The sequence below is a fragment of the Microbacterium gorillae genome (assembly GCF_050990725.1).
Lineage (GTDB): Bacteria > Actinomycetota > Actinomycetes > Actinomycetales > Microbacteriaceae > Microbacterium > Microbacterium gorillae_A.
The window spans coordinates 3,111,765-3,135,753 of sequence record NZ_CP158844.1; the positions used below are offsets into that span (position 1 = coordinate 3,111,765).

Consider the following 23,989-nt stretch of genomic DNA (forward strand, 5'->3'; position numbering starts at 1 on the left):
CACCCGCACGGGGTGCCAGCCGGCTCATCACACGGCGTAGGGTCGCAGCTCCGCCGCCAGGCGCTCGCCGACATGCGCGTGAACGCGCGTACCCGCCTCCTCGTGTGCGGAAGAGAGCAGGAATCCGGTCTCGTGAATCGCGGAGACGAGGTCGCCGCGATCGTACGGAACCACGGCGGTGATCTCCACCGCCGGTAGCGGCAACGCGGCCTCGACGGCAGCCCGCAGCTCGGCGATTCCCTCGCCGGTGCGCGAGGAGACGAAGAACGCCTGCGGCTGCAGGCCACGCAGCACCAGCCGCGTGTCGTCATCGACCAGATCCGCCTTGTTGAACACGACGATCTCGTGCGCATCACGCGCGCCGACGTCGGCCATCACGTCACGCACGGTCTGCAGCTGTGCGGCAGGATCCGGGTGGGCAGCATCCACGACGTGGAGGATCACGTCGGCGTCGCCGACCTCCTCCAGCGTTGATCGGAACGCCTCGACCAGCTGGTGCGGCAGGTTGCGTACGAAGCCGACGGTGTCCGTCAGCGTGAAGACGCGGCCGTCCGCCGTCTCGCTGCGACGCGTGGTGGCATCGAGTGTCGCGAACAGCGCGTTCTCCACCAGCACGCCGGCACCCGTGAGCTTGTTCAGCAGGCTCGACTTGCCGGCGTTGGTGTAGCCGGCGATTGCGACCGACGGAATGGTGTTGCGACGACGTTCGGCACGCTTGGCCTCACGAGCCGGCTTGAAGTCGGCGATCTGCTTGCGCAGCAGTGCCATCTTCGTGCGGATGCGTCGGCGATCGAGTTCGATCTTGGTCTCACCGGGACCACGCGATCCCATGCCGACGCCGCCGGCTCCCACCTGTCCACCGGCCTGGCGCGACATCGAGTCACCCCAACCGCGCAGACGCGGCAGGAGGTACTCCAGCTGGGCGAGCTCGACCTGTGCTTTGCCCTCGCGGCTCTTGGCATGCTGGCTGAAGATGTCCAGGATGACGGTCGTGCGGTCGATGACCTTGACCTTCACCACGTCCTCCAACGCGCGGCGCTGTGAGGGTGCGAGTTCGGAATCGGCAATCACGGTGTCAGCACCGAGAGCCGCGACGATGTCGCGCAGCTCTTGCGCTTTTCCGCGACCGATGTAGGTGGCCGGGTCCGGATGCGGCCGACGCTGCAGAAGTCCGTCGAGCACGATGGCACCAGCGGTCTCGGCCAGCGCCGACAACTCGCGCAACGAGTTCTCGGCTTCCTCGGCCGACCCCTGTGGGTAGACGCCGACGAGCACGACGTTCTCCAGCCGCAGCTGGCGGTACTCGACCTCGGTGACGTCCTCCAATTCGGTGGACAGGCCCGCCACGCGCCGCAGCGCGTGGCGCTCTTCGAGATCCCACTGCTCGCCGTCGGAGCTGCCATGGCCCGCGGTCGACTCGTCCTGCAGCGCCTGTGCGGAGCCGAACACGCGGACACCAGATCGGGCATCGGCGTTCGCGAGCACGCGCTCAACCGGATCGCTGCCCTCGAACTCAGCGTTGTCGTCGAAGCGGTCGTCGTCGATGGGGGTGTTGTTCATGTGTCCTTTCGGGAGCGTCCGCCGTCGTCGGCGGGCGCAGATCAGTAAAGCCTAACCTCCGCGGCGACGGTCGCTGCGGTAATGTGGCTCCTCATGGCGAGCGACCACTATTTCAGCTCGGAGCCTTCCAGCGCCGAGAGGCCGCGTCGTATCACCGTGACGCTGGCGGGCCGCTCTGTTGAACTCAACACCGCGGGCGGCACTTTCAGTCCCGATCACCTCGACACCGGCACCGCGGTGCTGTTGTCGCACACTCCTCCCCCGCCGCCCGGCGGTGATTTCCTCGACCTCGGCTGCGGTTGGGGGCCGATCGCGCTGACCTTAGCGATGCTGTCTCCGCACGCCCGCATCTGGGCTGTCGATGTGAATCAGCGCTCCCTCGACCTGACTCGTCGCAACGCCGCAGAACTCGGTCTGGAGAACGTCATCGCCGTGACACCGGATGAGGTGCCGGACGACGTGACATTCCGCACGATCTGGTCGAACCCTCCGATCCGCGTGGGCAAGAACGAACTGCACGGGCTGCTGCAGCGATGGATTCCGCGCCTTGATGAGCGCAGCGACGGCTGGTTCGTGGTGGCGCGCAATCTCGGATCCGATTCCCTCCAGCGCTGGCTTGCAGCGGAGTTCCCGACCGGGTACAGCGTTCATCGCGCGGCCACGAGCAAGGGCTTCCGCGTGCTGCGCGTGCGACGTCACGGATCGACGCCGACGGACACCATCGTTCTTCCGTAGTCCGCGACGTGGGTTGAGGCTCGGCTGCGGGGTTCTCTCAGTCCGCGAGGGAGATCTGACCCGTGTACACGAGCTGAGCGGGACCGGACAGCGCCACATGCTCGCCGTCCTGGGTGGGGAACATGCGCACGGCGAGCGTGCCTCCGGGCACCTCGACCCGCCAGTGGTGGGGAGCGAGGGCACCGGCCCAGTGCCGAACCGCCAGCGCTGCCGCTGCCGTTCCGGTACCGCAGCTCAGGGTCTCCCCCACGCCGCGCTCGAAGACGCGCATTCGGATCTGTCCGATGCCGTCCTGCACGAGCGGGTCGGACGGCACCACGAATTCGACGTTGGCACCCTCCGGCAGCACCGGATCCAGAATCGGGATGACCGAGAGGTCCAGAGCCTCCAGCTCGGCGACCGAACTCAGTGCGACAACGACGTGGGGGTTTCCGACATCGATTCCCAGCGCCGGACGCGCCACGTCCAGTCCGCGAGCGCGCACCAGCGGGTCATCACCGGAGAGCTTCCAGCGACCGAGATCGACCTGGAACCCGTTTGCGCTGGCCGTGAGGTCGCGGACCCCCGCCCGCGTGCCGATCGGCAGCGTGGACCCGGCGGGGAGCTGGGCGAGTCCCGACTCCAGCAGGTACTTGGCGAAGACACGCGTGCCATTGCCGCACATCTGCGCCTTCGAGCCGTCGGCGTTCCGGTAGTCCATGAACCACTCGGCGTCGGGCTCTTCGGCGAGCGTCGCGGCTCCTTCGGCTATGGCGCTCGAACGAACCACGCGCAGCAGTCCGTCCGCCCCGATGCCGAAATTCCGATCACACATCGCGGCGACCTGTTCGTCACGGAGATCGAGCTCACCGTCGGGGTCCGCAACGATCACGAAGTCGTTGCCGGTGCCGTGACCTTTGGTGAACGCGATGGTGGGCATGTCTCCATCCTACGGAGCGGTGCGGGGCGCGGCCGCATCAGGAGTCCTCGATGAGCCGCTTCCCCGCATTGTTCACGCGGAACGGCTCGTACCCGCGGGCGGCGTAGAAGTCCAAGACAGCCTCGTTTCCTTCGCGGACCATGAGGTTGACCTTGGGGCAGCCGAGCGCGAGGAGCAGTTCCTCTGCACGGGCGATGAGCGATGCGGCGATGCCCTCGCCACGCCGGTTCGGATCGGTACCGACGTAGTACATCGACCCCCGATGACCGTCGTAGCCGGCCATGGTCGTCCCGACGACGCGATCGCCGTCGACGGCCACGAGGAACATCTCCGGCTGAACAGTCAGCTTGCGCGCGATGTCCGCGCGGGGGTCGTTCCATGGTCGCGTGAGGCCACACGCTTCCCAGAGAGCAACCACCTGCTCCGTATCGGACATCTGAAACGCGCGGATCTGATGAGTCACCCCTTCATCCTCTCGTACCGGCACCGCTCCTCCCGCCCCGGGCACCCCCACCTGCTCCGCCCCCAGCTCATCTCCCCCACCCATACCCCGCACACATATCCCGCACCCATATCCCGCGAGACTTGCGTCTGTGGGTGACAATCGGCGCGTTGCGGTGATTCTCGCCCACAGACGGAATTCTCGCGGGTGTGGTGGCGACCGAAGGGCCTGAGCCTGGCGGGCACGTGCGGTGAGCAGGGGACGCGCGAGTGAGGCGGGCGCGGGTCAGGGGGTGGCGACGCGGGCGCGGACCCGGGCGCGGTAGGCGGCAGCCTTCGCGCGATTGCCGCAGGACTGCATCGAGCACCACTCACGGCGATGTCCACGTGAGCGGTCCAGATAGATGGTGGTGCACTCGGGCCGCGAGCACTCGCGCAGCAGCGCGCCCTCTTCCCCGCCGAGGATCTCGATCGCCTCGCGCGCGAGATCGACGAGGCAGGCGGCGGGATCCCCGTCACGCACGACGCCGCTCGCGGTGAGCGTCGGGGACACTGGGGACGACTGAGCGCGCTCGTTCACGAGTGCGAGGGCTTCGCCCGGAAGCACTTCCCCATTCAGCCGATGCCAGATGACGGTATAGAGCGCTTCGCGCAGTTCGACGGCCGCGGCGAGGTCGGCCTCGTCGCTTGCGCGCCCCGACGTTCGCACGCCCGCCTCGAGCCACCACGCATCGAGCGCCACCGTGTCCGTCAGGAACTCGTATGACTGCTCCGAGCGGCGGGCGCGCAGCGTCGCAACGAAGTCGAGCACGCGCGTGCCGCAAGGAAACTCATGGATCACGTCACCATCTTGACAGGTGACGTTCCATGCGGCAAGCTCGTCACCAGTTGAACCGGTTACTTGTTTCGAGCCGGAGTCTGAGAGGAAATCGAAATCATGTCCACGCAGCCCTACGTCGCCGTCGCCACCTCGACCGGAGACGGACGTGACGGCCACGTCGAATCCAGCGATGCCGTCCTCGCACTCGACCTCAGCATCCCGGGCACGGGTCGCCCCGGAACCAACCCGGAGCAGCTGTTCGCCGCCGGCTGGTCGGCCTGCTTCCACTCCGCGATGAAGATGGTCGCCCGCCGTCAGGGGCTGACCCTCACAGACTCCGCCGTGGTCGCGGAGGTCACGCTGAACCTGGATCCCGAGGCCGGCCCGTCGCTGAGCGCGGCACTCCACGCCGAGGTGTCGGGCATCGATCAGGAGGCCGCCGACGCACTGGTGGCGGCCGCACACCAGGTCTGCCCGTACTCCAAGGCCACGCGCGGGAACATCCCCGTCACGATCGACGCCACCGTCGCCTGATGCCGGCCGGGGCCGGGGCACTGCCGTATCGCAGCGCCCCGGTCGTGAGCGATACGCCCGCCGCGTCGCGGCCGACTGCGGTCGCGACGCTGGCACGACGGAGCCTCGGGCGCATCGCCGAGTGGGGCAACGGTTCCGCACGGGCGATCCGTCCGCTACGCGACGTGCTGGCCGTCTTTCCTGGTATTCCCCGATGGGGATCGCATCGCGCCGGGCGCGGACAGAACCCTCCGGGATCGCTTCGCGAGGACGGGCGGCGGCGCCCATTTCTACTCGATCCGACGCCGCTGCCGCTCCCCGGCCACGGGCAAGGTCAGAGGATGCCGGAGGGCCGAGTGACGAGCGGATCGATCCACTCGGCGTCCGCATAGCGCCGGAACCAGGAGACCTGTCGACGGGCGTAGCGGCGCGTGAGCGCCTGCGTCTCGGCGATCGCTTCCGCCTCAGTCATCGTTCCGTCGAGCTGCGCGAACGCCTGGGCATATCCGATGGCGCGCGCCGCCGTCGTCCCGGGTTCGAGCCCAGCGTCGCGCAGGCGCGCGACCTCGTCCATCAGCCCTTCCTGCCACATGCGCTCCACTCGAGCGTCCAGACGAAGAACGAGATCCTCGCGCGGAACCGACAGAGCGAGAATGCGATGCGACGTCCACGCCACCGGCGCCTCTGGGAGCGCGGCGCCATGCGTCCGTTCGCCGAGTTCGAGGATCTCCAGCGCGCGGATCACCCGGCGGCCATTACGTGCATCGATCCGCCCCGCCGTTGCGGGGTCGAGCTTGCGCAACCTGTCGAACAGCACGCCGGGACCGAGTTCTTCGAGTTCACTCTCGAGTCGCGCACGCAGCGATTCGTCGCGCGGGGGGAAGCGGAAGTCCCACAGCACGCTGGACACGTACAGCCCGGATCCGCCGACGAGGATCGCGTCGCGACCGCGATTCCAGATCTCAGAGATCGCATCGCGCGCGGCCTGCTGGTACCACGCGACCGCCGCATCCTCGCCGGGTTCCAGCACATCGATCAGGTGGTGCGGGATGCCGCGGCGCTCATCAACGGGGAGTTTCGCCGTGGCGATGTCCATCCCGCGGTAGAGCTGCATGGCATCGGCGCCGACGACCTCGGCGTCGCGTCCGCGTTCGCGCAGCGTCTCGACGAGATCGAGCGCGAACTCGCTCTTGCCCGTCCCGGTCGCGCCGACGACGGCGAACAGGCCGGAAGCGGCCGTCACGCCTGCGGACGCAATCCGGGAAGCCCGAGCCCGATCACACGCTTGCCGTCGGCTGAGAGGGACGCCGGAGCCGGAACACCGCACGACTCCGCCTGGGCCCGATCCCACGCATCGCCCGCACGCGTACGGCGGAGGCGCACCGGCTCACCGTCGGGAGCATCTGCGATCAGGTAGTGCGGTGCGGCGCGCGTGACGGTCACGGTGACGACGTCGCCGGGCCGCGGGATCTCAGAGCCCTCCGGGAGCGTGAAGTGGACCAGTCGGTTGTCTTCAGCGCGGCCGGACAGCCGACGCGTGGCAGCGTCCTTCTTACCCTCTCCGGTCGACACGAGTACGTGAACGTCCTGCCCGACGAGCTTCTCGTTCTCTTCCAGGCTGATGCGCTCCTGCAGGGCGATGAGGCGGTTGTAGCGATCCTGAACGACGGCCTTCGGAACCTGTTCGTCCATCGTGGCGGCAGGTGTGCCCTCGCGGATCGAGTACTGGAAGGTGAAGGCGCTGGCGAACCGGGATTGCTCCACGACACGCATCGTCTCCAGGAAGTCCTCCTCGGTCTCGCCCGGGAAGCCGACGATAATGTCGGTGGTGATCGCCGCGTTGGGGATCTTGGCGCGAACGCGGTCCAGGATGCCGAGGAACTTCTCGGAGCGGTACGAGCGACGCATCGCCTTGAGAATGCGGTCGGAGCCGGACTGCAGCGGCATGTGAAGCTGTGGCATGACGGAGGGGGTCTCCGCCATCGCGTCGATGACGTCGTCGGTGAAGGCGGCGGGGTGGGGGCTGGTGAAGCGGATGCGTTCGAGACCCTCGATCTCACCCGCCGCACGCAACAGCTTCCCGAACGCCTGGCGGTCACCGAACTCCACGCCGTAGGAGTTGACGTTCTGGCCGAGCAGGGTGACCTCGATCGCGCCGTCGTCCACGATCAGCTTGATCTCGCTGAGGATGTCACCGGGGCGACGGTCCTTCTCCTTGCCGCGCAGGCTCGGCACGATGCAGAACGTGCAGGTGTTGTTGCATCCGACGGAGATCGACACCCAGCCGGCGTAGGAGCTGTCGCGCTTGGTGGGCAGGGTCGAGGGGAACACTTCGAGCGACTCGAGGATCTCGACCTCGGCCTCGTGGTTGTGTGCGGCGCGCTCCAGGAGGCCCGGCAGCGAGCCCATGTTGTGCGTGCCGAACACCACGTCGACGTAGGGCGCCTTCTCGACCACGGCCTGCTTGTCCATCTGGGCGAGGCATCCGCCGACCGCGATCTGCATGCCATCGCGGCGACGCTTCACCGAGGCGAGGTGACCCAGGGTGCCGTAGAGCTTGGACGACGCGTTCTCGCGCACCGCGCAGGTGTTGATCACCACGACATCGGCTTCCTCGCCGAACTCCGCCTTCACGTAACCGGCGCTCTCGAGCGAGCCGGACAGGCGCTCGGAGTCGTGCACGTTCATCTGACAGCCGAGAGTGCGCACCTCGTAGGTGCGAGCGGTCCCATCCGGGCGCAGCGCAGAGAGCGATGCCGGGATGATCGTCGGAGCGTTGGAAGGCGAAGACATGATTCCGCCATTCTACGATCCGCCGGACGCTCCGGCGCCGTTGCCGGCTCGCTCCGGTCGGTTCCCGCTCCGCGCAGTCGGAGACGACGTTCACACCACCGAAGCGCCCGACGCCGTATGCCGCATCTCGCGCTGACGCCTGCGGTTTCGACTCGCCTTCGCGCTTGCGTAACCGTTGCCGAGAGGGCTGAATGGACAGGTGCCCCGTGCCCGGCTGTTCGTCGAGGGCCGCAGCGATGTCGCCGCGGTGATCGCGCTGGCGTCCGCCTGGGATCTGGCTCTGTCGCGAGTGGAGCTCGTCTCGCTCGAAGGGATCACGAACGTGCGGCGTGAGCTGCGCGCCCACCGCGACGGTGCGCCGACCGCGGTGCTGTGCGATGCCGGAGAAACGGGGTTCGTGACGCGCACCCTCGCCGCCGATGAGGGCCTGGATGACCCTCCGGTTCGTCTCTTCGTCTGTGACCGTGATCTGGAGGAAGAGCTGATCCGCGCGCTCAGTGCAGACCGCGCTCTGACGGTCGTGCGCGTCTTGGGCATCGGCGACAGCTTTGATCGGATGTCGCGGCAGCCGCAGTGGCGGGACGAACCGCTGGCCGCGCAGCTTCGACGGTTCGCCGGAGCCGGAGCCGGTCGGAAGGAGCTTCTCGCCGGAGCATGGGCGGCAGCGCTCCCTGCGTCCGCCGTTCCCCGGCCTCTTGCCGATGCGGTGACGTGGCTCGATGAACACGCCTAGCGCGATGTCGGAGAGCTCGGACGCGACCCTGCCTGAGTGCAGAAGCCGGCGACGCCACCGCTCAGCGGAAGCGCACGGACGAGCCGCCGACCTCGCCGAGCGCCGTCTTCGCGGCTCGCATCGCGCTGCTTCCACCGAACCCTCGCCGAGCGAGTTGTCCCAGCAGACGCCGTAGCGCAACCTCGGGCTCGAGCTTGGCCAGGGATCGGGCTTTGGATCGCGCGAACTCCAGGGCCCGCTCGTCGTCATCGTCGGGCACCTCCTCGAGCGCCGCGTCGATGACCTCGCGTGGAATACCGCGGGCGGAGAGGGACTGTGCGATCACGCGGCGCCCCTGCCCTTTGCGAGAGGTCGCGGTGTAGATGAGCTGCTCGGCGAGAACAGCATCGTCCAGGTACCGGCGCGAGAGGAATTCGTCGATGAGGTCATCGGCGATCTCCGGGGCGATGTCAAGACCGATCACGAACGTGCGCGCTTCCCGCACGGACAGCCCTCGGCCACGCAGCTTCTTGAGCAGCGCTGCCTCGCCGCGCTCCCGCTGCGACTGAGCGTCCTCCGGCGTCGCTTCTTCCGCGGCATCCGGCTCGGCGGCTGCCACGAGACGAAGTCGCGGCACGCGCGGCGCACGGGCCGAACGTGAGGGATTCGCACGGGAGCCGTCCCTCGATTCGGCCCGCGCAGCGTCACCCGCACTGGCGCGACTTCGCTCCGGACGACCGCCCGTGCCTCGGTGGACGGAGGGAGCCTCATCCGCGGCAGAATCCGCGGCGGGAGTGTCGTCCCATCCACGCTGAGCTGGCAGGGTCACCGGCCGGCGCGGCCGCTGACCATCCGGCTTCAGAAGATCCGATGCCCGCATCAGAGTCGGCGTCGCGTGGCCCGTTTCTGCGCCGTCACCGGGTCGCGAGGTGCGGTTGCGGGTCAGCGGTGCACCTGTCGGCGATTCCCGAGGCGCACTCAAGCTGTCCGCCGAGTCAGGTTCTGAAGAAGCCGCGGCGGGGTCGATCCACCACCCGTCGGCGTCATAGCGATCCACGGTTCCCGCACGGCGCGAGTCCGGCGCGGGTCCCGACGTTCCACCCGAACGAGAGCGGACCGCCTCTTCCGCCCCGGAATCGTCAACGGTCGTGAATCGCACGCGTCTCGCAGCGGTAGCGGTCTGCGAGTTGCTACGCCCGCACGCCTGAGACGACTCATCCGACGCGACCCCGCGCCCGGCGTCTCGCCCACGCGCGGACCCACGGCCCTCGTCATCGTTGTTCCCCGCACCACGGCGAGGCGATGATCCCGCTTCTCCCCGTCGTCCGAACAACGGGGTGACGGGGGCGAGACGTTCCTCGCCCCCGTTCTCCGTGTCATCGATCATGGGTGTCGACAATCATGTTCGAGTGCTCTCGTCCGAGATGGGTCCGGGACGGTGCGAGCGGCGTTACGCCGACTTCAGCTCGGGCGCCAGAGCGGCCTGCGGTGCGGCCTGCTCCTTCGGCTGGCCGATGCCGAGCTTCTCCAGAATCCTCCGCTCGATCTCGGCCGCGACGTCCGCGTTCTTGATGAGGAAGTTTCGGGCGTTCTCCTTGCCCTGACCGAGCTGTTCGCCGTCGTACGTGTACCACGCGCCCGACTTCTTCACGATGCCCTGCTCCACGCCGTAGTCGATGAGCGACCCCTCGCGAGAGATGCCAACACCGTAAAGGATGTCAAACTCCGCCTGCTTGAAGGGCGGTGCCATCTTGTTCTTGACGACCTTGACGCGGGTGCGGTTACCGACCGCTTCCGAGCCGTCCTTGAGCGTTTCGATTCGACGGATGTCAAGACGGACGGACGCGTAGAACTTGAGTGCCTTACCACCAGCGGTGGTCTCCGGCGAACCGAAGAACACACCGATCTTCTCGCGCAGCTGGTTGATGAAGATGGCCGTGGTCTTGGTCTGGTTCAGGCCACCCGTGAGCTTGCGCAGTGCCTGCGACATGAGTCGCGCCTGCAGACCCACGTGGGAGTCACCCATGTCACCCTCGATCTCCGCCTTGGGAACGAGGGCGGCGACCGAGTCGATGACGACGAGGTCGATGGCACCGGAACGCACCAGCATGTCGGCGATCTCCAGCGCCTGCTCACCCGTGTCGGGCTGCGACACGAGGAGCTGATCGATGTCGACGCCCAGCTTCTGCGCGTACTCCGGGTCGAGCGCGTGCTCGGCATCGATGAACGCGGCGATTCCGCCATTGCGCTGGGCGTTTGCGATGGCGTGGAGGGTCAGCGTGGTCTTACCCGACGACTCCGGTCCGTAGATCTCGATGATGCGGCCGCGCGGCAGACCACCGATGCCGAGAGCGACATCGAGTGCAATAGAGCCCGTGGGAATGATCTCGACCGGGGCTCGCTCATCGCTGCCCAGGCGCATGATGGCACCCTTGCCGAACTGACGGTCGATCTGTGCGAGCGCTGCATCCAGCGCCTTCTCGCGGTCCTTTTCCGATGGCATGTCCTGCTCCTTCTGCGTGTTGTGCGGCTGCCCAGAGGCTGTCGTGTCCGAGGAACGGATCTCCGACAAGGCGTGTGGCCCGTTCGCCGTCAGTCACGCTACGCGGAGCCTCCGACATTGGTCGGAGACGGATGCGGATTGTGAGCGGATCAGCGAGCTATTCCACCTGTGCAGGAGCTTACGCCGAATCGAACACGTGTTCGAGTCCGACACGTCGGCGTGTCGAACATTCGCCCACCGCGATCAGATCGTGTCGTCGGCCGCCAGTACCGCGAAGTCGTACACGCGGACCTCGCCCTCCGGGTCGATCCGCACGCCGGCAGGCCTGCGCTGGCCGAACTCGTGGATCGTCTGCTGAATACGCTCCGACAGCTCATCGAACTCGTCGCGCGTCAGCCGAAGGGTGGCAGCCAACGCCATACCCCGCGTCTGCGGATCCTCTCCGGTGACGTACTTCGCACTCCACGCACTCACCCGCTCCAACAGCTCGCGCTGCTCGGCGGCGAACACGGTGAGCACGGCGAGACCAGCATCCAGGTCCTCCGCCGGGTGCTCCGGAGAGCCGACATCGAGCGCGCTCGGCACCAGTCGCCACACACGGTCGCGACCATCACGCGCAAGCTCCGGCGCCTCTTCGATCCAACCGATCTCGCTGAGGGCCCGAAGATGGAAGCTCACCTGATTCGCAGGCTTACCGACGATGCGCGCCAGATCGGCTGCTCGTCCGTATCCCTCGCGCGACAACACGCGCATGAGCTGACGACGTAGCGGATGCGCATACGCCTTCAGCTTGGCGGATGTCATGTACTCCCGCTCAGCAATGCGCGCGCCAGACTCCGCCGCCACCGACCTGTCCTCAGCCATGAGATCAGCCTAACGAGTTCTCGAAAATTACGCACAAATAATTGCGCACTATGCCTTGCGCAACTGTACGTGCGCAATCTACGGTGATCCCATGAACGGTTCCTCCCCTGCCGCCGACGCCCGCGAATCCGCCGCGACGGCCATTCCGCTGCGCCGCACGCCCTACCCCTACTGGCTGGTGAGCGACACCGGCAGCGGAATGTCGATGAGCATGCTGTCGTTCGCGATGCCGCTCATCGCCCTGATGATCACGAGCTCCCCGGCGCAGGCCGGCATCATCTCGGCCATCACCGTGGTGGTTCGGATCTTCGCCACCATGCTGGGCGGAGTTCTGGCGGACCGTCATTCCCGTGGCCGGATCATGATCGTCGGCGGCATCGCGAGCACGGTACTCTCCGCCGGATTCACGGCACTCGCCTGGAGCGGCTCCCTCACGTTCGCCACACTTCTGGCCACCAGCATCGTGATGGGCTTCTCCTCCACCGTGTTCGCGATGGCGACCGATCCCATGCTGAAAGACATCGTTCCTGCATCGATGGTGGGGCGCGCCACCGCAGCCAACCAGGGCCGCGACGCCACGATCAGCCTCACCAGCGGCCCACTCAGCGGATCGCTGCTCGGCGTCGGCGTCTGGCTCGTGGGGGCGGTGATGACCGTGATCGACGCAATCGCACTGGCAGCGTCTGTCCTGCTCGTCCGCCGCACCGAGCGCGCGGCGGCCCCGGCACCCACGACTCCGGCACGATCCCCGGGACGCCGCGGTTTCCGCGCGGCGCGGAGCGAGCTCAGCGAGGCATTCCGGTGGCTGTGGAGACGCCGCGACCTCATGAACCTCATCGTGATCGTCATGCTCATCAACATGGGCATCGGCATCATCGTGACGACCACCATCTACTCGCTGCAGCAGAACGGCGCCTCGGCGTTCGAGATCGGCCTCGTGACCGCATCGACCGGCGTCGGCATGCTGCTCGGCTCCTTCGCCGCGCCGTGGGCGGTGCGCACCGTGCCGACCGGTCTTCTCGTGGTCATCACTCTGACGTGGTTCACCGTCGGCAGCGCAACCCTCATCATCGTCGACTCGATCGCCGGCATCGCGATCACGCTGATGCTGTGCTGCCTGGTCTCTCCCGCCGTCAACGCATGCCTCGGCGGCTACATGATGGTCGCCACCCCCTCCACGATGCTCGGACGTGTGAACGCCGCCGAGTCCGTGATGATGGGCGTTGTGGCCCCGGTGGCACCATTGGTCGCGGGCTTCGGCTTCGCGCTCTGGGGCCGGACGCCGACGATGGGCATCGGCATCGCGCTCACCGTCACCTCGATCGTCGTGATGATGGCGACGAAGCCCACACGCTCGATCCCGGTGGATGCCGGTTGGGAGACGCATGCCGCTTCGTTCGAGGATTCGGAGCAGACCGTTCGCGTGTGAAGCCGAGACGCAGAATGACCCCGGAATCAGAAGATTCCGGGGTCATTCGCTTTGTCATCGACGGCGCTCGAGCCGTCCGGCACCGTGACGATGTGATTCGGGAACGTCCATCTCCACGCAAAGCGCCAACCAGACGTCTCGGGGCGGAACTCCCGCCTCGATGGCTTCGTTCGCCGTTCGCTGCCCCACGGCTGCCAGGACGAGGTCCTGAACGATCGACGGGGCACGGGCGCCGAACTCGGCGTCGACAGCTCGGTGAAACTCGCTGCGCCGCACGCTCAGCGCAGCGACAGCTCGGACTCGACCGAGGCCATCAGCTCGTCCGGCACCATGTCGGGAACGGTCGAGATTCCCTCGAGCACGGCGATCCGGTCGCCGACCTCTCGCATGATCATCGAGATGGGAACATCGAGGGCATCGGCGAGAGATGCCAGGATCTCACTCGACGCTTCCTTCTGGCCGCGCTCGACCTCGCTGAGGTACCCGAGTGCGACGCTGGCGCGTGACGCGACCTGCCGAAGGGTCTGGCCCTTCTGCTGTCGGAGGTCACGAAGAACATCGCCGATCTCCTGGCGTACAAGGATCATGTCGTGCCTCCCTCTGTCTGGTGGGTGTTTCCGGGTGAGTAACTGTACAGCATCCGAGGCCCCACTCTAGCCGTGTGTTCTGGAGTTTCTCCCAGAACCCACTGGTCTCAACCCCCATTGACACGAGGGTATTCCCGCGCACTGTCGTGGTGCGTCAGCGGGCGCTGAGGGTCTCCTGAGCGAGCGCTATGACCTCGACGACAGTGGCGCGACGGATCGCGGACCGATCGCCCGAGAGCTGCAGCCGACGCACCTGCGTTTCGACGGGCGATGCCACGGCGACGAACACGGTGCCGACCGCCTGGCCATCCTGCGGGTCGGGGCCGGCGACCCCCGTCGTGGCCAGGCCCACGTGCGCGGGCCCCGCGGCCGTGGCGAGCGCCGTGCGGACGCCTTCCGCCATCTGGCGCGCGACGTCGGCGTCCACCGCGCCCCGCCGCACCAGGAGATCGGCGTCGACGCCGAGCACGGCGCGCTTCACGTCGGTGTCATACGCGACCACGCCCCCGCGAACGGCCCGCGACGCCCCGGGAACGTCGACGAGCGTCGAGGTCAGGAGGCCACCGGTCAATGACTCGGCGCAGGCGATCGTCCACCCCCGCTCGACCAGGGTGTCGAGCAGGTCCGCCGCCGTCACGGCTTCTTCCGGCGGCCGCGGACCTCACTGACGATGTAGTCGATGCCGCTCGCGATCGTGAGCACCACGGCGATCGTCATGAACACCCCGTTCACCCACCAGATCCACTCCCCCACGACGTGCCAGAACGGCAGCAGGGCGAGCGAGAGCGCGATGGCCTGGAACACCGTCTTCAGCTTGCCCATCCAGGCGGCAGCGAGAACGTGGTCGGAGATCACAAGGAAGCGGTAGACGGTGATGCCGACCTCGCGGACGAGCACGAGGATCGTGATCCACCACGGGAGCTCCCCGAGGATCGACAGTCCGACGAACGCGAGACCGGTGAGCGCCTTGTCGGCGATGGGATCCAGAAGCTTGCCGAGGTCGGTGACGATCTCGTACTTGCGCGCGAGGTAGCCGTCGATGCCGTCGGTGGCGATCGCCACGATGAAGAGCACCGCCGCCCACCAGCGCAACGAGCCGTCCGCGCCGTTGTCGGCGAGCAGCATCCACAGGAAGACCGGCGCGCACAGGATGCGCACGATCGTGATCGCGTTGGGCAGTTGCCGGGGAACAGCCACGGGGGCTCCTTCTATTGGCGGACGCTCAGTCGCGACCGGTGAGCTGCCAGGCGTCTTCGTCGCCCTCGTCGTCCTCCACCGGACGTCCGGCGAACTGGGCCTCGATGGGATCGACGTCATAACGATCATCGCCGATCACTGTGGTGGGCGCGGTCGCGGATGCGGCGGGCGGCATCGCCTCCTCATCCACGGACGGAGCCGGTGCGGCGGGCGGCGGAGTCTCGCCGCGCAGGGTCGCGAGGATCACCGGAAGCTGCTCGAGCGTCACCAGCACGTCGCGCGCCTTGGATCCCTCGGACGGGCCGACGATCTCACGGGACTCCATGAGGTCCATGAGACGCCCGGCCTTGGCGAAGCCGACGCGGAGCTTGCGCTGCAGCATCGATGTGGAGCCGAACTGGCTCGACACCACCAGTTCCACAGCCGCCAGCAGCAGCTCGAGGTCGTCTCCGATGTCGGCGTCGACCTCCTTCTTCTCCGTGACCGCCTCGACGTCGGCGCGGTACTCCGGACGGGCCTGCGTCGTGACGTGCTTGACGACCTTCTCGATCTCGGCCTCGGTGACCCAGGCGCCCTGGACGCGCAGCGGCTTGGCAGCGCCCATCGGGAGGAACAGGCCGTCACCCTGACCGATGAGACGGTCGGCACCGGGCTGGTCGAGAATCACGCGGCTGTCGGTGACGCTGGTGACGGCGAACGCGAAGCGCGACGGCACATTGGCCTTGATCAGACCCGTGACGACATCGACAGACGGACGCTGCGTCGCCAGCACCAGGTGAATGCCGGAGGCGCGCGCAAGCTGGGTGATGCGGACGATGGAGTCCTCGACGTCACGCGGGGCCACCATCATGAGGTCGGCGAGCTCGTCCACCACGACCAGCAGGTACGGATAGGGCTTGAGCACGCGCTCCGAGCCCGCGGGAAGCTGGATCTCTCCGGCGATGACCGCCTTGTTGAAGTCGTCGATGTGACGGAAGCCGAACGACGCGAGGTCGTCGTAGCGCATGTCCATCTCCTTCACGACCCACTGCAGCGCCTCGGCGGCCTTCTTGGGGTTCGTGATGATGGGCGTGATCAGGTGCGGAACACCGGCATAGGCGGTGAGCTCCACGCGCTTCGGGTCCACCAGCACCATCCGCACCTCGCTGGGCTTCGCCCGCATCAGGAGGCTGGTGATCATCGAGTTGACGAATGAGGACTTACCGGAGCCTGTGGATCCGGCCACGAGCAGGTGGGGCATCTTCGCCAGGTTCGCCACGACGAAGCCACCGCCGACGTCCTTGCCGACGCCGATGGTCATCGGGTGCTTGCTGTTCGTCGCTGCTGCGGAGCGCAGCACGTCACCGAGAGTGACGGTCTCGCGATCCGTGTTCGGGATCTCGACGCCGATGGCGCTCTTACCGGGAATCGGGGCGAGGATGCGGACCTCGTTGGACGCTACGGCGTAGGCGATGTTGTTGGTGAGCGCGGTGATGCGCTCCACCTTCACGCCCGGGCCGAGCTCGATCTCGTACTGCGTGACCGTCGGGCCACGGGAGAAGCCGACCACCTTGGCGTCGACCTTGAACTGCTCCAGCACCTCGGTGAGGGAGGCGACGACGGCGTCGTTCGCTGCGGACCGGGTCACACCGGCCGGACCGGTGCCCAGTGAAGTGAGGCTCGGTAGGTGGTACGGGGCTGCGGGTGCCTGCGGGCCACCGGGACCGGGTCCGTCCGTGCCGAAGCTGGACAGCCCCGGAAGGTCGTCCTCCTCGTCCTCCAGGTCGAGACCGAGATCGTCCATCATGCTGGTCGCCCCGTGCGGTGCGGAGGGACTGCTCAGCGAGGCGGCGACGGCACTGACGTCGGAGAGCACCTCGGTGGCGGCATCCGGCGAAACCGCGGGGCTGCTGCGGGTCGGTGTCGGCGTCGTGATGACCTGCTCGAAGCTGCCCTCGACGCTGGGCTCCAGCAGCGCGGTGAGGTCGTCGGAGCCGAGGTGGCCGTCCTGCTCCTCTTCGCGCCCCGTCTTGTTACGCCGCCACCACGGCAGGTCGGCCTGTGCGGAATCCGCGGGTTCGTCGTCGTCGGAGCCCGACGGCTCGAACCGCGGCTTCCGCTCGCGCGGTTCACCAGGCTCGGCACCGAACAACCAGGCATACAGCTCGCCGAGGCGGGAGAAGATCTTGTTCGGCGGAGTCTTGGTGAGGATCAGCACGCTCAGCAGCGCGAGGATCGACAGCACGACGTAAGCGCCGATGTTGGACAGCAGCGACAGGGGTTGACCCAGCATCCAGCCGAACAGGCCGCCCGCACCGCTCAGCGCGGGAAGTCCCTTGGTGGGCTGTGGAAGGCCGCCCGCCACATGGCAGAACCCGGCGAGCGACAGCGTGAAGATGATGAAGCCGATGCCGATGCGGCCGTTGTCGTGCACCGACGACGGGTGGCGGAACAGCCACGCCGCGAGAAGAACCAGCATCACGGGGAAGACGAACGCCACCCGGCCGATCAGCGCACCGAACGAGTAAGCGGAGATGTTGGTGGCGACCTCGGTGCCGATGAAGAACCACTCCACGACGGCGCCGGCGATGGCCAGCAGCACAAGGAAGAACGGCAGGCCGTCCCGGCGCTGATCCTTCTCCAGTGTCTCCGGACCGAACGCCCGGAAGAGCCCGCCGACCGCGTGACCGAGCCCATTCCACGCGCGAACGGCGACGGGCGGCTTGTCCGCCTCGTCGACGAACTTCTTCGGCGCCGGTTCGGTCTTTCGGGCGCGCGGCGTCGTCTGCTTGGCCGGGGCGCGCTCCGTCTTGGCGGGGAGGCGCTCGGTCTTGGCCGTGCTGTTGGACGAACGTGGCATGCTTCCACGGTACGTCCGGCGTCGGACATCGGCCCGGATCGACGCGGCTTTTTGGGGCGACAGCAGGGATGCGATAGGCCGCCACCGCGATGCGGCGGCGGCCTATCGACGGCTCAGGCGGAGATCACCAGCGGCACGATCATCGGCCGACGACGCAGGCGCTGGTTCACCCAGCGACCGATCGTGCGTCGGACGATCTGGCTCAGAGCGTGCGTGTCGCGGACGCCGTTGCCGGCCGCCTCGGCGAGTGCCGCGGCGATCTTGGGCTTGATGTCATCGAACACGGCGTCGTCTTCGGCCATGCCGCGGGCGTGGATCTCCGGGCCGGAGATGACCTTGCCGGTCTTGGCATCCACCACGACGATGATCGAGACGAAGCCCTCTTCCGCGAGGATACGGCGGTCCTTCAGCTCGTTCTCCGTCACGCCGCCCACCGAGGAGCCGTCGACATAGACGAAGCCGAGGTCGAGCTGGCCGACCACCTTCGCGTCGCCGTCCTTGAGGTCGACCACGGTGCCGTTCTCACCGATGATCGTGCGATCCGCCGCGATTCCGGTGTCCTGCGCGAGGCGCGCGTTGGCGACCAGATGACGGTACTCACCGTGGATCGGCATGACATTGCGGGGCTTGAGGATGTTGTAGCAGTACAGCAGCTCGCCCGCGGCAGCGTGACCCGAGACGTGCACCTTCGCATTGCCCTTGTGCACCACCGTGGCACCGAGCTTCGTGAGGCCGTCGATCACGCGGTAGACCGCGTTCTCGTTGCCCGGGATGAGGCTGGAGGCCAGGATGATGGTGTCTCCCGGGCCGGGCTCGATCGCGTGGTCGAGGTTGGCCATGCGCGAGAGAACGGCCATCGGCTCACCCTGCGAGCCGGTGGACATGTAGACGATCTTGTCGTCCGGCAGGTCCTTGGCCTTCTTGTAGTCGATGAGCACACCATCCGGAACGTGCAGGTAGCCCAGGTCCTCGGCGATGGTCATGTTGCGCACCATCGAACGTCCGAGGAGCGCGACGCGGCGACCATGCTTGTGGGCCGCGTCGATCACCTGCTGCACGCGGTGCACGTGGCTGGAGAAGCTGGCGACGATGACACGGCGCGGCGAGCGTCCGATGACATCTTCGAGCACCGGGCCGATCGCGCGCTCGGTCGGTGTGAAGCCCGGGACGTCGGCGTTCGTGGAGTCCACCATGAACAGATCGACACCCTCTTCGCCCAGCCGTGCGAACGCTCGCAGGTCCGTGATCCGGCCGTCCAGCGGCAGCTGGTCCATCTTGAAGTCGCCCGTACCCAGCACCGTGCCTGCGGGGGTGCGAATGACCACCGCGAGCGCGTCGGGGATGGAGTGGTTGACCGCGACGAACTCCAGGTCGAACGGGCCGACGGACAGCCGCTGGCCCTCGCGGACCACGCGGGTGTCCGCCTTGATGCGGTGCTCCTTGAGCTTCGCCTCGGTGAGGGCGAGCGTGAGCGCCGAGCCCATCAGCGGGATGTCGTTGCGGTTGCGCAACAGGTACGGGACGCCACCGATGTGGTCTTCGTGCCCGTGCGTCAGCACCACGCCCTCGATGTCGCGGAGGCGATCGCGGATGGGCTCCATGTCGGCGAGGATCAGGTCGACGCCGGGTTGGTGCTCCTCGGGGAAGAGCACGCCGCAGTCGACGATGAGGAGCTTGCCGTCGTACTCGAAGACGGTCATGTTGCGACCGACCTCGCCGAGGCCGCCGAGTGGTGTGATGCGAAGGGTTCCCGCTTCGAGAGCGGGAGGAGTGACGATCGTGGTGCCTGCCATGTGGGCCTTTCAGCGTGTTGTGCCGTGCACCTTCGGCAGGGCTCCACCCGCCGCCGCGTTGCGATCCGGGCGGAAGTTGGAGAAGTCGACGCCCTCGACATCGGTCACGAGCGCCAGCTCGTCCTCGATGATCGCGGCTTCCCACTCCTCCGGCCCCACCAAGGGAAGGCGAACGCGGGGGCTGGAGATGCGTCCCAGCCCATGCAAGATGTACTTCGCGGCGATGGTGCCCGGCACGTGCGTCATGGTGGCGCGAACCAGCGGTTCGAGCTTCTTGTGCTGTGCGGTGGCCGCCGCGAGGTCGCCGCGGTTGACCGCGTCGACGATGGTCCGATAGGGCGCCGCGGCGATGTTGGCCGTGACGCCGATGAGTCCGGTGGCGCCGATCGCGAGGTGCGGGAGCACGTTCGAGTCGTCGCCGGAGAAGTACATGAGGTCGGTCTGGTTGAGCACTCGGCTGACCTCGCTGAAGTCGCCCTTGGCGTCCTTCACGGCGAGGATGTTCGGGTGCTTGGCCAGACGAAGAATGGTCTCGTACTTGATCGGAACGCCGGTGCGTCCGGGGATGTCGTACAGGATGACCGGGAGATCCGTCGCGTCGGCGACGAGACGGAAGTGCGTGAGGATGCCCGCCTGAGTGGGCTTGTTGTAGTAGGGCGTGACGATCATGATGCCGTCGGCGCCGGCCTTCTCGCTGGCCTTGTACAACTCGATGGCGTGGGCGGTCTCGTTCGAGCCGCCGCCCGTGATGATCTTGGCGCGACCGGCGGCGACGTCCTTGCCGACCTCGACCAGGCGCAGCTTCTCGGCGTCGGTGAGGGTGGAGGTCTCGCCCGTGGTGCCCGTGACCACGATGCCATCCGCACCGCTGCGGATGACATCATCGATGTGCTTCTCGACGGAGGGCCAATCGACCTCACCGTCGGCCGTCATCGGAGTGACGAGCGCGACGAGCACCTGTCCAAAGGGATTGCTCGTTTGCGTCATGCTCTCAGGGTACCGGTCCGAAGCGACACCGACGCACCGCGGTGTCACCGGGCGTCGCGGGTCCACGCCCAGCGCGTGCGTAGGCTGTGCGGATGACGTGGACGACGCGCGGATCGCGCACGGTGTACGAGAACCGCTGGATCAGCGTGCGCGAGGACGAGGTGACCGGCCCCGGCGGAGACGGCATCTACGGTGTGGTCACGATGCGCCATCCGGCGGTGTTCATCGTGGCGGTGGATGACGCGGAACGCGTCTGTCTGGTGCGACTCGATCGGTACACGACGGGGACGGGCTGGGAGGTGCCCGCCGGCGGAACCGACGGCGAGGATCCGGAAACCGCGGCGCGCCGTGAGCTCCGCGAGGAGACGGGCCACACCGCACGCGAATGGACGCTCATCGGCCGGATGAACGCGCTCAACGGCATCGCGGATGCGCCGGAGTACGTCTTCCTCGCTCGCGGGATCGAAAAGGTCGCCGATGACGGCGCGGAACAGGCGTTAGAGGGCATCGATGCGGTGCGCTGGGTGCCCCTGCCCGAAGCGCTCGCCCTGGTCCGCGACGGTGAGGTCAGCGATGGTGAGAGCGTCGCCGCACTCCTCTACGCGACTCTTCAGCTGCGTTCGGAGCTTCTGGCCTGAGTCGCTTCGGCGGCCCGCACGCGATCCTCCAGCGCTCGCACGCTCCGCCGCAGCGCGCGTTCGGCATCCCATCCGTGCTGACGTGCCCGGGCGACCATCGCGAGCAGTGCATCGCCGAGCTGCTCCTCGTCGACCGGCTCCGCCCCGGGGGTCGGCGGCCCGACGCGGACGGACGACGCCCGCCCCAGCACCTTCTGCGCCCGCGGGAGCGCCGGCATCGCCGCGGGAATGCCGTCCAGCACACTGCGTCGCTCGCGCTTCTCCGCGGCCTTCGCGGCGTTCCAGTGCACGAGCACCTCCTCGGGGGTACGCGCGACCTCGCCCGCGAAGACGTGGGGGTGACGGCGGATCATCTTGTCCGCCAGATCGCCTGCCACGTCGTCGATATCGAACTCGCCGGCGCGAGCCGAGATCTCGGCGTGGAACAGCACCTGCCAGAGCAGGTCACCGAGTTCTTCGCGCAGGTCGGTGCTGGTCCCCGTCTCGACGGCTTCGATCACCTCGGCACTCTCCTCGACCAGATACGGGACCAGTTCCTCGTGCGTCATCTGCTGCGTCCACACGCATCGGTCGCGCACGTCACGCATCACGGCTGCGGCGCGATCGAGTGCGGACGCGTCGGGGAGGGCTTCGCTCATGAGCCCGACGATACCCGGAGGGGCGAGGTCACCCGTGCGCGGCCCGCGCAGCGTGCGCCTGCGCGCGGCGATACGCGCGAGCGCGCACGCTGACGAACACCGCGGACGCCAGCATCGCAATGACGGAACCGGCGAGCACGGCAAGCGTCACCTCGGCACCGAGCTCGTGATCGGCGCCGAAGGCGAGCTGGCCCAGGAGCAGCGAGACCGTGAATCCGATGCCGCCGAGCGTTCCCGCCATCAGCAGGTCCACGATCGGGAGACGAGCAGCAGCGCTGGTGCGCAGAAGCCACTGGCCCAGCAGTCCTGCCGCCGTGATGCCCACGATCTTGCCGACCGGCAGCGCGATCAGCACGCCCCAGAACGCCGGGCTGAGGTTCTCGGGTTCCACGGCGGGGACCACGACCGCAGCGGCGACGAACGCGAACACCGGGAGCACGAGCCCGTTGACCGCCGGCTCCAGCACATGGGCGGTGCGGTCGGCGGGGCGCGGTGCCATCGCCAGTCCCAGCGCGACACCGGCGATGGTGGCGTGCACGCCGCTGCTGAGCACGGCGGCCCACGTCGCCACGGCGATCACGACGAGAGACACGACCCAGAGTCCCCGCAGTCGCGCGGGACGCATGCGGCTGAGGAACGCGAAGAGCCCCACCAGGACGACCGCCAGGACCAGCGCACCGATCTGCAGGTCCGCGGTGAAGAGCACGGCGATGAAGACGATCCCGACGATGTCGTCCAGGATCGCGAGCGCGAGCAGGAACACGCGGATCTTCGCCGGCAGTCCGGTTCCGAACACCGCCAGCACGCCGAGCGCGAAGGCGATGTCGGTGGCCGTGGGAATCGGCCAGCCCTGCGCGGTCCCCTCCCCTGCGGCGATCGCCAGGTACATCGCGACCGGGACGATGACGCCACCCGCGGCGGCGATAGCGGGAACGAGGGCCTCCTTCGGCCTGCTCAGTCGGCCCACCGTGAGCTCGTGGCGAAGCTCAACCGCGGCGGTGAAGAAGAAGATCGCGAGCAATCCATCGGAGACCCAGTGCGCGATCGAGAGCTCGAAGGGAGTTCCCGGGAACAGCGGGCGCGCCTCCAGCAGCGCGATCAGCGCGGTACCGGCAGGCGAGTTGGCGAGCAGGAGACCCAGCGCCGCGGCGGCGAGCAGAACGACCGCGGGGAACCGCGCGGACCGCAGGAGCGCGACGAAGCGGTTGGTGGGCGCGTGCCCGGAGTGGTGCTGTGCAGACGTGTGCGCAGGGATGCTATTGGTGTTCACGGGTGCCTTTCGCGTCATCACGAGGAGTTCTCTCCGCGCGGTCGACCAGGCTTCCCGACACACCGTGGCCCCAAGGCCTCCCCCAGTCTACCCGGTCGGTCGTGCCCCGCCCTCAGAGCGCCCGGTCCGAGCGATGACGTGACAGGGATCGGCCGTACCGCTCGGTGAGCTGCACCATCACATCCGGAGTGTCTCGATCGACGCCGAACACGAATCCGGGGAAGTCCAGTTCGCGCTGCGCGGCAGCGATGCGGTCGTGCTCGTGCGGCGAGAGGATCTCCACGGGGTCACCGATCGCGACCCAGCCGATCGGGACGACGGTGTCCGGAGGCAGCACCGTGCGCAGGTGCACGACGCCATTGATGCGCACCTCGCTGCGCTCGCCGATCCGGGCGCCGTTGAAGACCCGGGTGCCGGTCGCGAGGAAGACCTCGTCTCCGATCGTGGCGCCGCTGATGCTGGCCCCTGGTCCGATCAGCGTGTGGTCGCCGATGTGCACTGGCGCCGACGCGACGGCACGGATGACCGCGTTCTCCATCACGATCACGTTCTCACCGAGGGTGATCGCGCCGCCTTCCGCCGTGATCACCGCACCATGCAGGATCTGGCAGTCCGCCCCGATGGTGACGTCCCCCGAGATGACAGCGGTCTGCGCCACGACCGCGTCGGGGTGCACCCGCGGTCGTGCTCCTGCGTGCTCGAACTCCATGTCGTCACGCTAACGCTCCGCCGCGGGCGGCACCAGCATGCG

The 23,989-nt window shown here is 67.7% G+C and carries 24 protein-coding genes; 5 read left to right on the forward strand and 19 right to left on the reverse strand.

What is annotated here, in order from left to right; all coding sequences use genetic code 11:
* Positions 1 to 27 precede the first annotated feature (27 nt).
* Complete coding sequence (hflX, locus tag ABTV68_RS14370; protein ID WP_433674389.1) at positions 28 to 1,560, reverse strand: GTPase HflX; 1,533 nt, start codon at positions 1,558 to 1,560, stop codon at positions 28 to 30.
* Positions 1,561 to 1,653: 93 nt separating this feature from the next.
* On the opposite strand from hflX, the gene ABTV68_RS14375 reads away from it, so the two are divergent.
* Positions 1,654 to 2,295, forward strand: coding sequence for a class I SAM-dependent methyltransferase (locus tag ABTV68_RS14375; protein ID WP_433674391.1), 642 nt, complete (start codon positions 1,654 to 1,656; stop codon positions 2,293 to 2,295).
* A gap of 37 nt (positions 2,296 to 2,332) precedes the next feature.
* Here ABTV68_RS14375 and dapF read toward each other — a convergent pair whose 3' ends face one another.
* The 3 genes from dapF to ABTV68_RS14390 all read right to left on the reverse strand — a co-directional run bounded on the left by dapF (position 2,333) and on the right by ABTV68_RS14390 (position 4,496).
* On the reverse strand, positions 2,333 to 3,214 hold the full coding sequence (gene dapF, locus ABTV68_RS14380; RefSeq protein WP_433674392.1) for a diaminopimelate epimerase: 882 nt from the start codon (positions 3,212 to 3,214) through the stop codon (positions 2,333 to 2,335).
* Between the two features lie 37 nt (positions 3,215 to 3,251).
* Positions 3,252 to 3,677: a GNAT family acetyltransferase gene (locus tag ABTV68_RS14385; protein ID WP_433674394.1), complete on the reverse strand. Its 426-nt coding sequence runs from the start codon at positions 3,675 to 3,677 to the stop codon at positions 3,252 to 3,254.
* Positions 3,678 to 3,941: 264 nt separating this feature from the next.
* Positions 3,942 to 4,496 (reverse strand): CGNR zinc finger domain-containing protein, encoded by a 555-nt coding sequence (locus ABTV68_RS14390; RefSeq protein ID WP_433674395.1) that lies wholly within the window; start codon positions 4,494 to 4,496, stop codon positions 3,942 to 3,944.
* A 96-nt stretch (positions 4,497 to 4,592) separates the two neighbouring features.
* On the opposite strand from ABTV68_RS14390, the gene ABTV68_RS14395 reads away from it, so the two are divergent.
* Positions 4,593 to 5,009, forward strand: a complete 417-nt coding sequence (locus tag ABTV68_RS14395; RefSeq protein ID WP_433674396.1) for an organic hydroperoxide resistance protein — start codon at positions 4,593 to 4,595, stop codon at positions 5,007 to 5,009.
* Between the two features lie 313 nt (positions 5,010 to 5,322).
* Here the strand turns inward: ABTV68_RS14395 and miaA are convergent, their stop codons facing one another.
* Positions 5,323 to 6,231, reverse strand: a complete 909-nt coding sequence (miaA, locus tag ABTV68_RS14400) for a tRNA (adenosine(37)-N6)-dimethylallyltransferase MiaA (RefSeq protein WP_433674397.1) — start codon at positions 6,229 to 6,231, stop codon at positions 5,323 to 5,325.
* On the reverse strand, positions 6,228 to 7,781 hold the full coding sequence (gene miaB, locus ABTV68_RS14405) for a tRNA (N6-isopentenyl adenosine(37)-C2)-methylthiotransferase MiaB (RefSeq protein WP_433674398.1): 1,554 nt from the start codon (positions 7,779 to 7,781) through the stop codon (positions 6,228 to 6,230). Before miaB ends, miaA begins: the two co-directional genes overlap by 4 nt.
* 199 nt (positions 7,782 to 7,980) lie before the next feature.
* Here miaB and ABTV68_RS14410 point away from each other — a divergent pair, with 199 nt between their 5' ends.
* A complete protein-coding gene (locus ABTV68_RS14410) occupies positions 7,981 to 8,514 on the forward strand; it encodes a hypothetical protein (RefSeq protein WP_433674399.1) in 534 nt (177 codons plus the stop codon).
* 61 nt (positions 8,515 to 8,575) lie between these two features.
* Here ABTV68_RS14410 and ABTV68_RS14415 read toward each other — a convergent pair whose 3' ends face one another.
* The 3 genes from ABTV68_RS14415 to ABTV68_RS14425 all read right to left on the reverse strand — a co-directional run bounded on the left by ABTV68_RS14415 (position 8,576) and on the right by ABTV68_RS14425 (position 11,860).
* A complete protein-coding gene (locus tag ABTV68_RS14415; RefSeq protein WP_433674400.1) occupies positions 8,576 to 9,112 on the reverse strand; it encodes a regulatory protein RecX in 537 nt (178 codons plus the stop codon).
* An 831-nt stretch (positions 9,113 to 9,943) separates the two neighbouring features.
* Complete coding sequence (gene recA, locus ABTV68_RS14420) at positions 9,944 to 10,996, reverse strand: recombinase RecA (RefSeq protein WP_433674401.1); 1,053 nt, start codon at positions 10,994 to 10,996, stop codon at positions 9,944 to 9,946.
* A gap of 243 nt (positions 10,997 to 11,239) precedes the next feature.
* Positions 11,240 to 11,860: an ArsR/SmtB family transcription factor gene (locus ABTV68_RS14425; protein WP_433674402.1), complete on the reverse strand. Its 621-nt coding sequence runs from the start codon at positions 11,858 to 11,860 to the stop codon at positions 11,240 to 11,242.
* A gap of 91 nt (positions 11,861 to 11,951) precedes the next feature.
* Between ABTV68_RS14425 and ABTV68_RS14430 the strand changes: the two genes are divergently transcribed.
* Positions 11,952 to 13,289 carry an MFS transporter gene (locus ABTV68_RS14430; RefSeq protein WP_433674403.1) on the forward strand — a complete coding sequence of 446 codons (1,338 nt, stop codon included), beginning with the start codon at positions 11,952 to 11,954 and terminating at the stop codon, positions 13,287 to 13,289.
* Between the two features lie 54 nt (positions 13,290 to 13,343).
* Here the strand turns inward: ABTV68_RS14430 and ABTV68_RS14435 are convergent, their stop codons facing one another.
* The 7 genes from ABTV68_RS14435 to dapA form a co-directional block, all read right to left on the reverse strand.
* The gene (locus ABTV68_RS14435) at positions 13,344 to 13,565 is read right to left on the reverse strand and encodes a DUF3046 domain-containing protein (RefSeq protein ID WP_433674404.1); all 222 of its coding nucleotides are present in this window, start codon (positions 13,563 to 13,565) and stop codon (positions 13,344 to 13,346) included.
* A gap of 2 nt (positions 13,566 to 13,567) precedes the next feature.
* Positions 13,568 to 13,876, reverse strand: coding sequence for a helix-turn-helix domain-containing protein (locus ABTV68_RS14440; protein ID WP_433674405.1), 309 nt, complete (start codon positions 13,874 to 13,876; stop codon positions 13,568 to 13,570).
* Positions 13,877 to 14,030: 154 nt separating this feature from the next.
* A complete protein-coding gene (locus ABTV68_RS14445; protein ID WP_433674406.1) occupies positions 14,031 to 14,513 on the reverse strand; it encodes a CinA family protein in 483 nt (160 codons plus the stop codon).
* Positions 14,510 to 15,073, reverse strand: a complete 564-nt coding sequence (pgsA, locus tag ABTV68_RS14450; RefSeq protein WP_433674407.1) for a CDP-diacylglycerol--glycerol-3-phosphate 3-phosphatidyltransferase — start codon at positions 15,071 to 15,073, stop codon at positions 14,510 to 14,512. The genes ABTV68_RS14445 and pgsA overlap by 4 nt, the downstream gene beginning before the upstream one ends.
* A gap of 25 nt (positions 15,074 to 15,098) precedes the next feature.
* A complete protein-coding gene (locus tag ABTV68_RS14455) occupies positions 15,099 to 17,912 on the reverse strand; it encodes a DNA translocase FtsK 4TM domain-containing protein (RefSeq protein ID WP_433674408.1) in 2,814 nt (937 codons plus the stop codon).
* Between the two features lie 113 nt (positions 17,913 to 18,025).
* Complete coding sequence (locus ABTV68_RS14460; protein ID WP_433674409.1) at positions 18,026 to 19,705, reverse strand: ribonuclease J; 1,680 nt, start codon at positions 19,703 to 19,705, stop codon at positions 18,026 to 18,028.
* A 9-nt stretch (positions 19,706 to 19,714) separates the two neighbouring features.
* Positions 19,715 to 20,692 carry a 4-hydroxy-tetrahydrodipicolinate synthase gene (gene dapA, locus ABTV68_RS14465; RefSeq protein ID WP_433674410.1) on the reverse strand — a complete coding sequence of 326 codons (978 nt, stop codon included), beginning with the start codon at positions 20,690 to 20,692 and terminating at the stop codon, positions 19,715 to 19,717.
* Between the two features lie 92 nt (positions 20,693 to 20,784).
* Between dapA and ABTV68_RS14470 the strand changes: the two genes are divergently transcribed.
* Positions 20,785 to 21,330: an NUDIX domain-containing protein gene (locus tag ABTV68_RS14470; protein ID WP_433674411.1), complete on the forward strand. Its 546-nt coding sequence runs from the start codon at positions 20,785 to 20,787 to the stop codon at positions 21,328 to 21,330.
* On the opposite strand, the gene ABTV68_RS14475 is transcribed toward ABTV68_RS14470, so the two are convergent.
* The 3 genes from ABTV68_RS14475 to ABTV68_RS14485 form a co-directional block, all read right to left on the reverse strand.
* Positions 21,303 to 21,968: a MazG family protein gene (locus tag ABTV68_RS14475; protein WP_433674412.1), complete on the reverse strand. Its 666-nt coding sequence runs from the start codon at positions 21,966 to 21,968 to the stop codon at positions 21,303 to 21,305. The genes ABTV68_RS14470 and ABTV68_RS14475 overlap by 28 nt on opposite strands.
* A gap of 28 nt (positions 21,969 to 21,996) precedes the next feature.
* Positions 21,997 to 23,256, reverse strand: a complete 1,260-nt coding sequence (locus ABTV68_RS14480) for a Na+/H+ antiporter NhaA (protein ID WP_433674413.1) — start codon at positions 23,254 to 23,256, stop codon at positions 21,997 to 21,999.
* Between the two features lie 94 nt (positions 23,257 to 23,350).
* Positions 23,351 to 23,947 (reverse strand): gamma carbonic anhydrase family protein, encoded by a 597-nt coding sequence (locus ABTV68_RS14485; protein ID WP_433674414.1) that lies wholly within the window; start codon positions 23,945 to 23,947, stop codon positions 23,351 to 23,353.
* Positions 23,948 to 23,989: the final 42 nt, after the last annotated feature.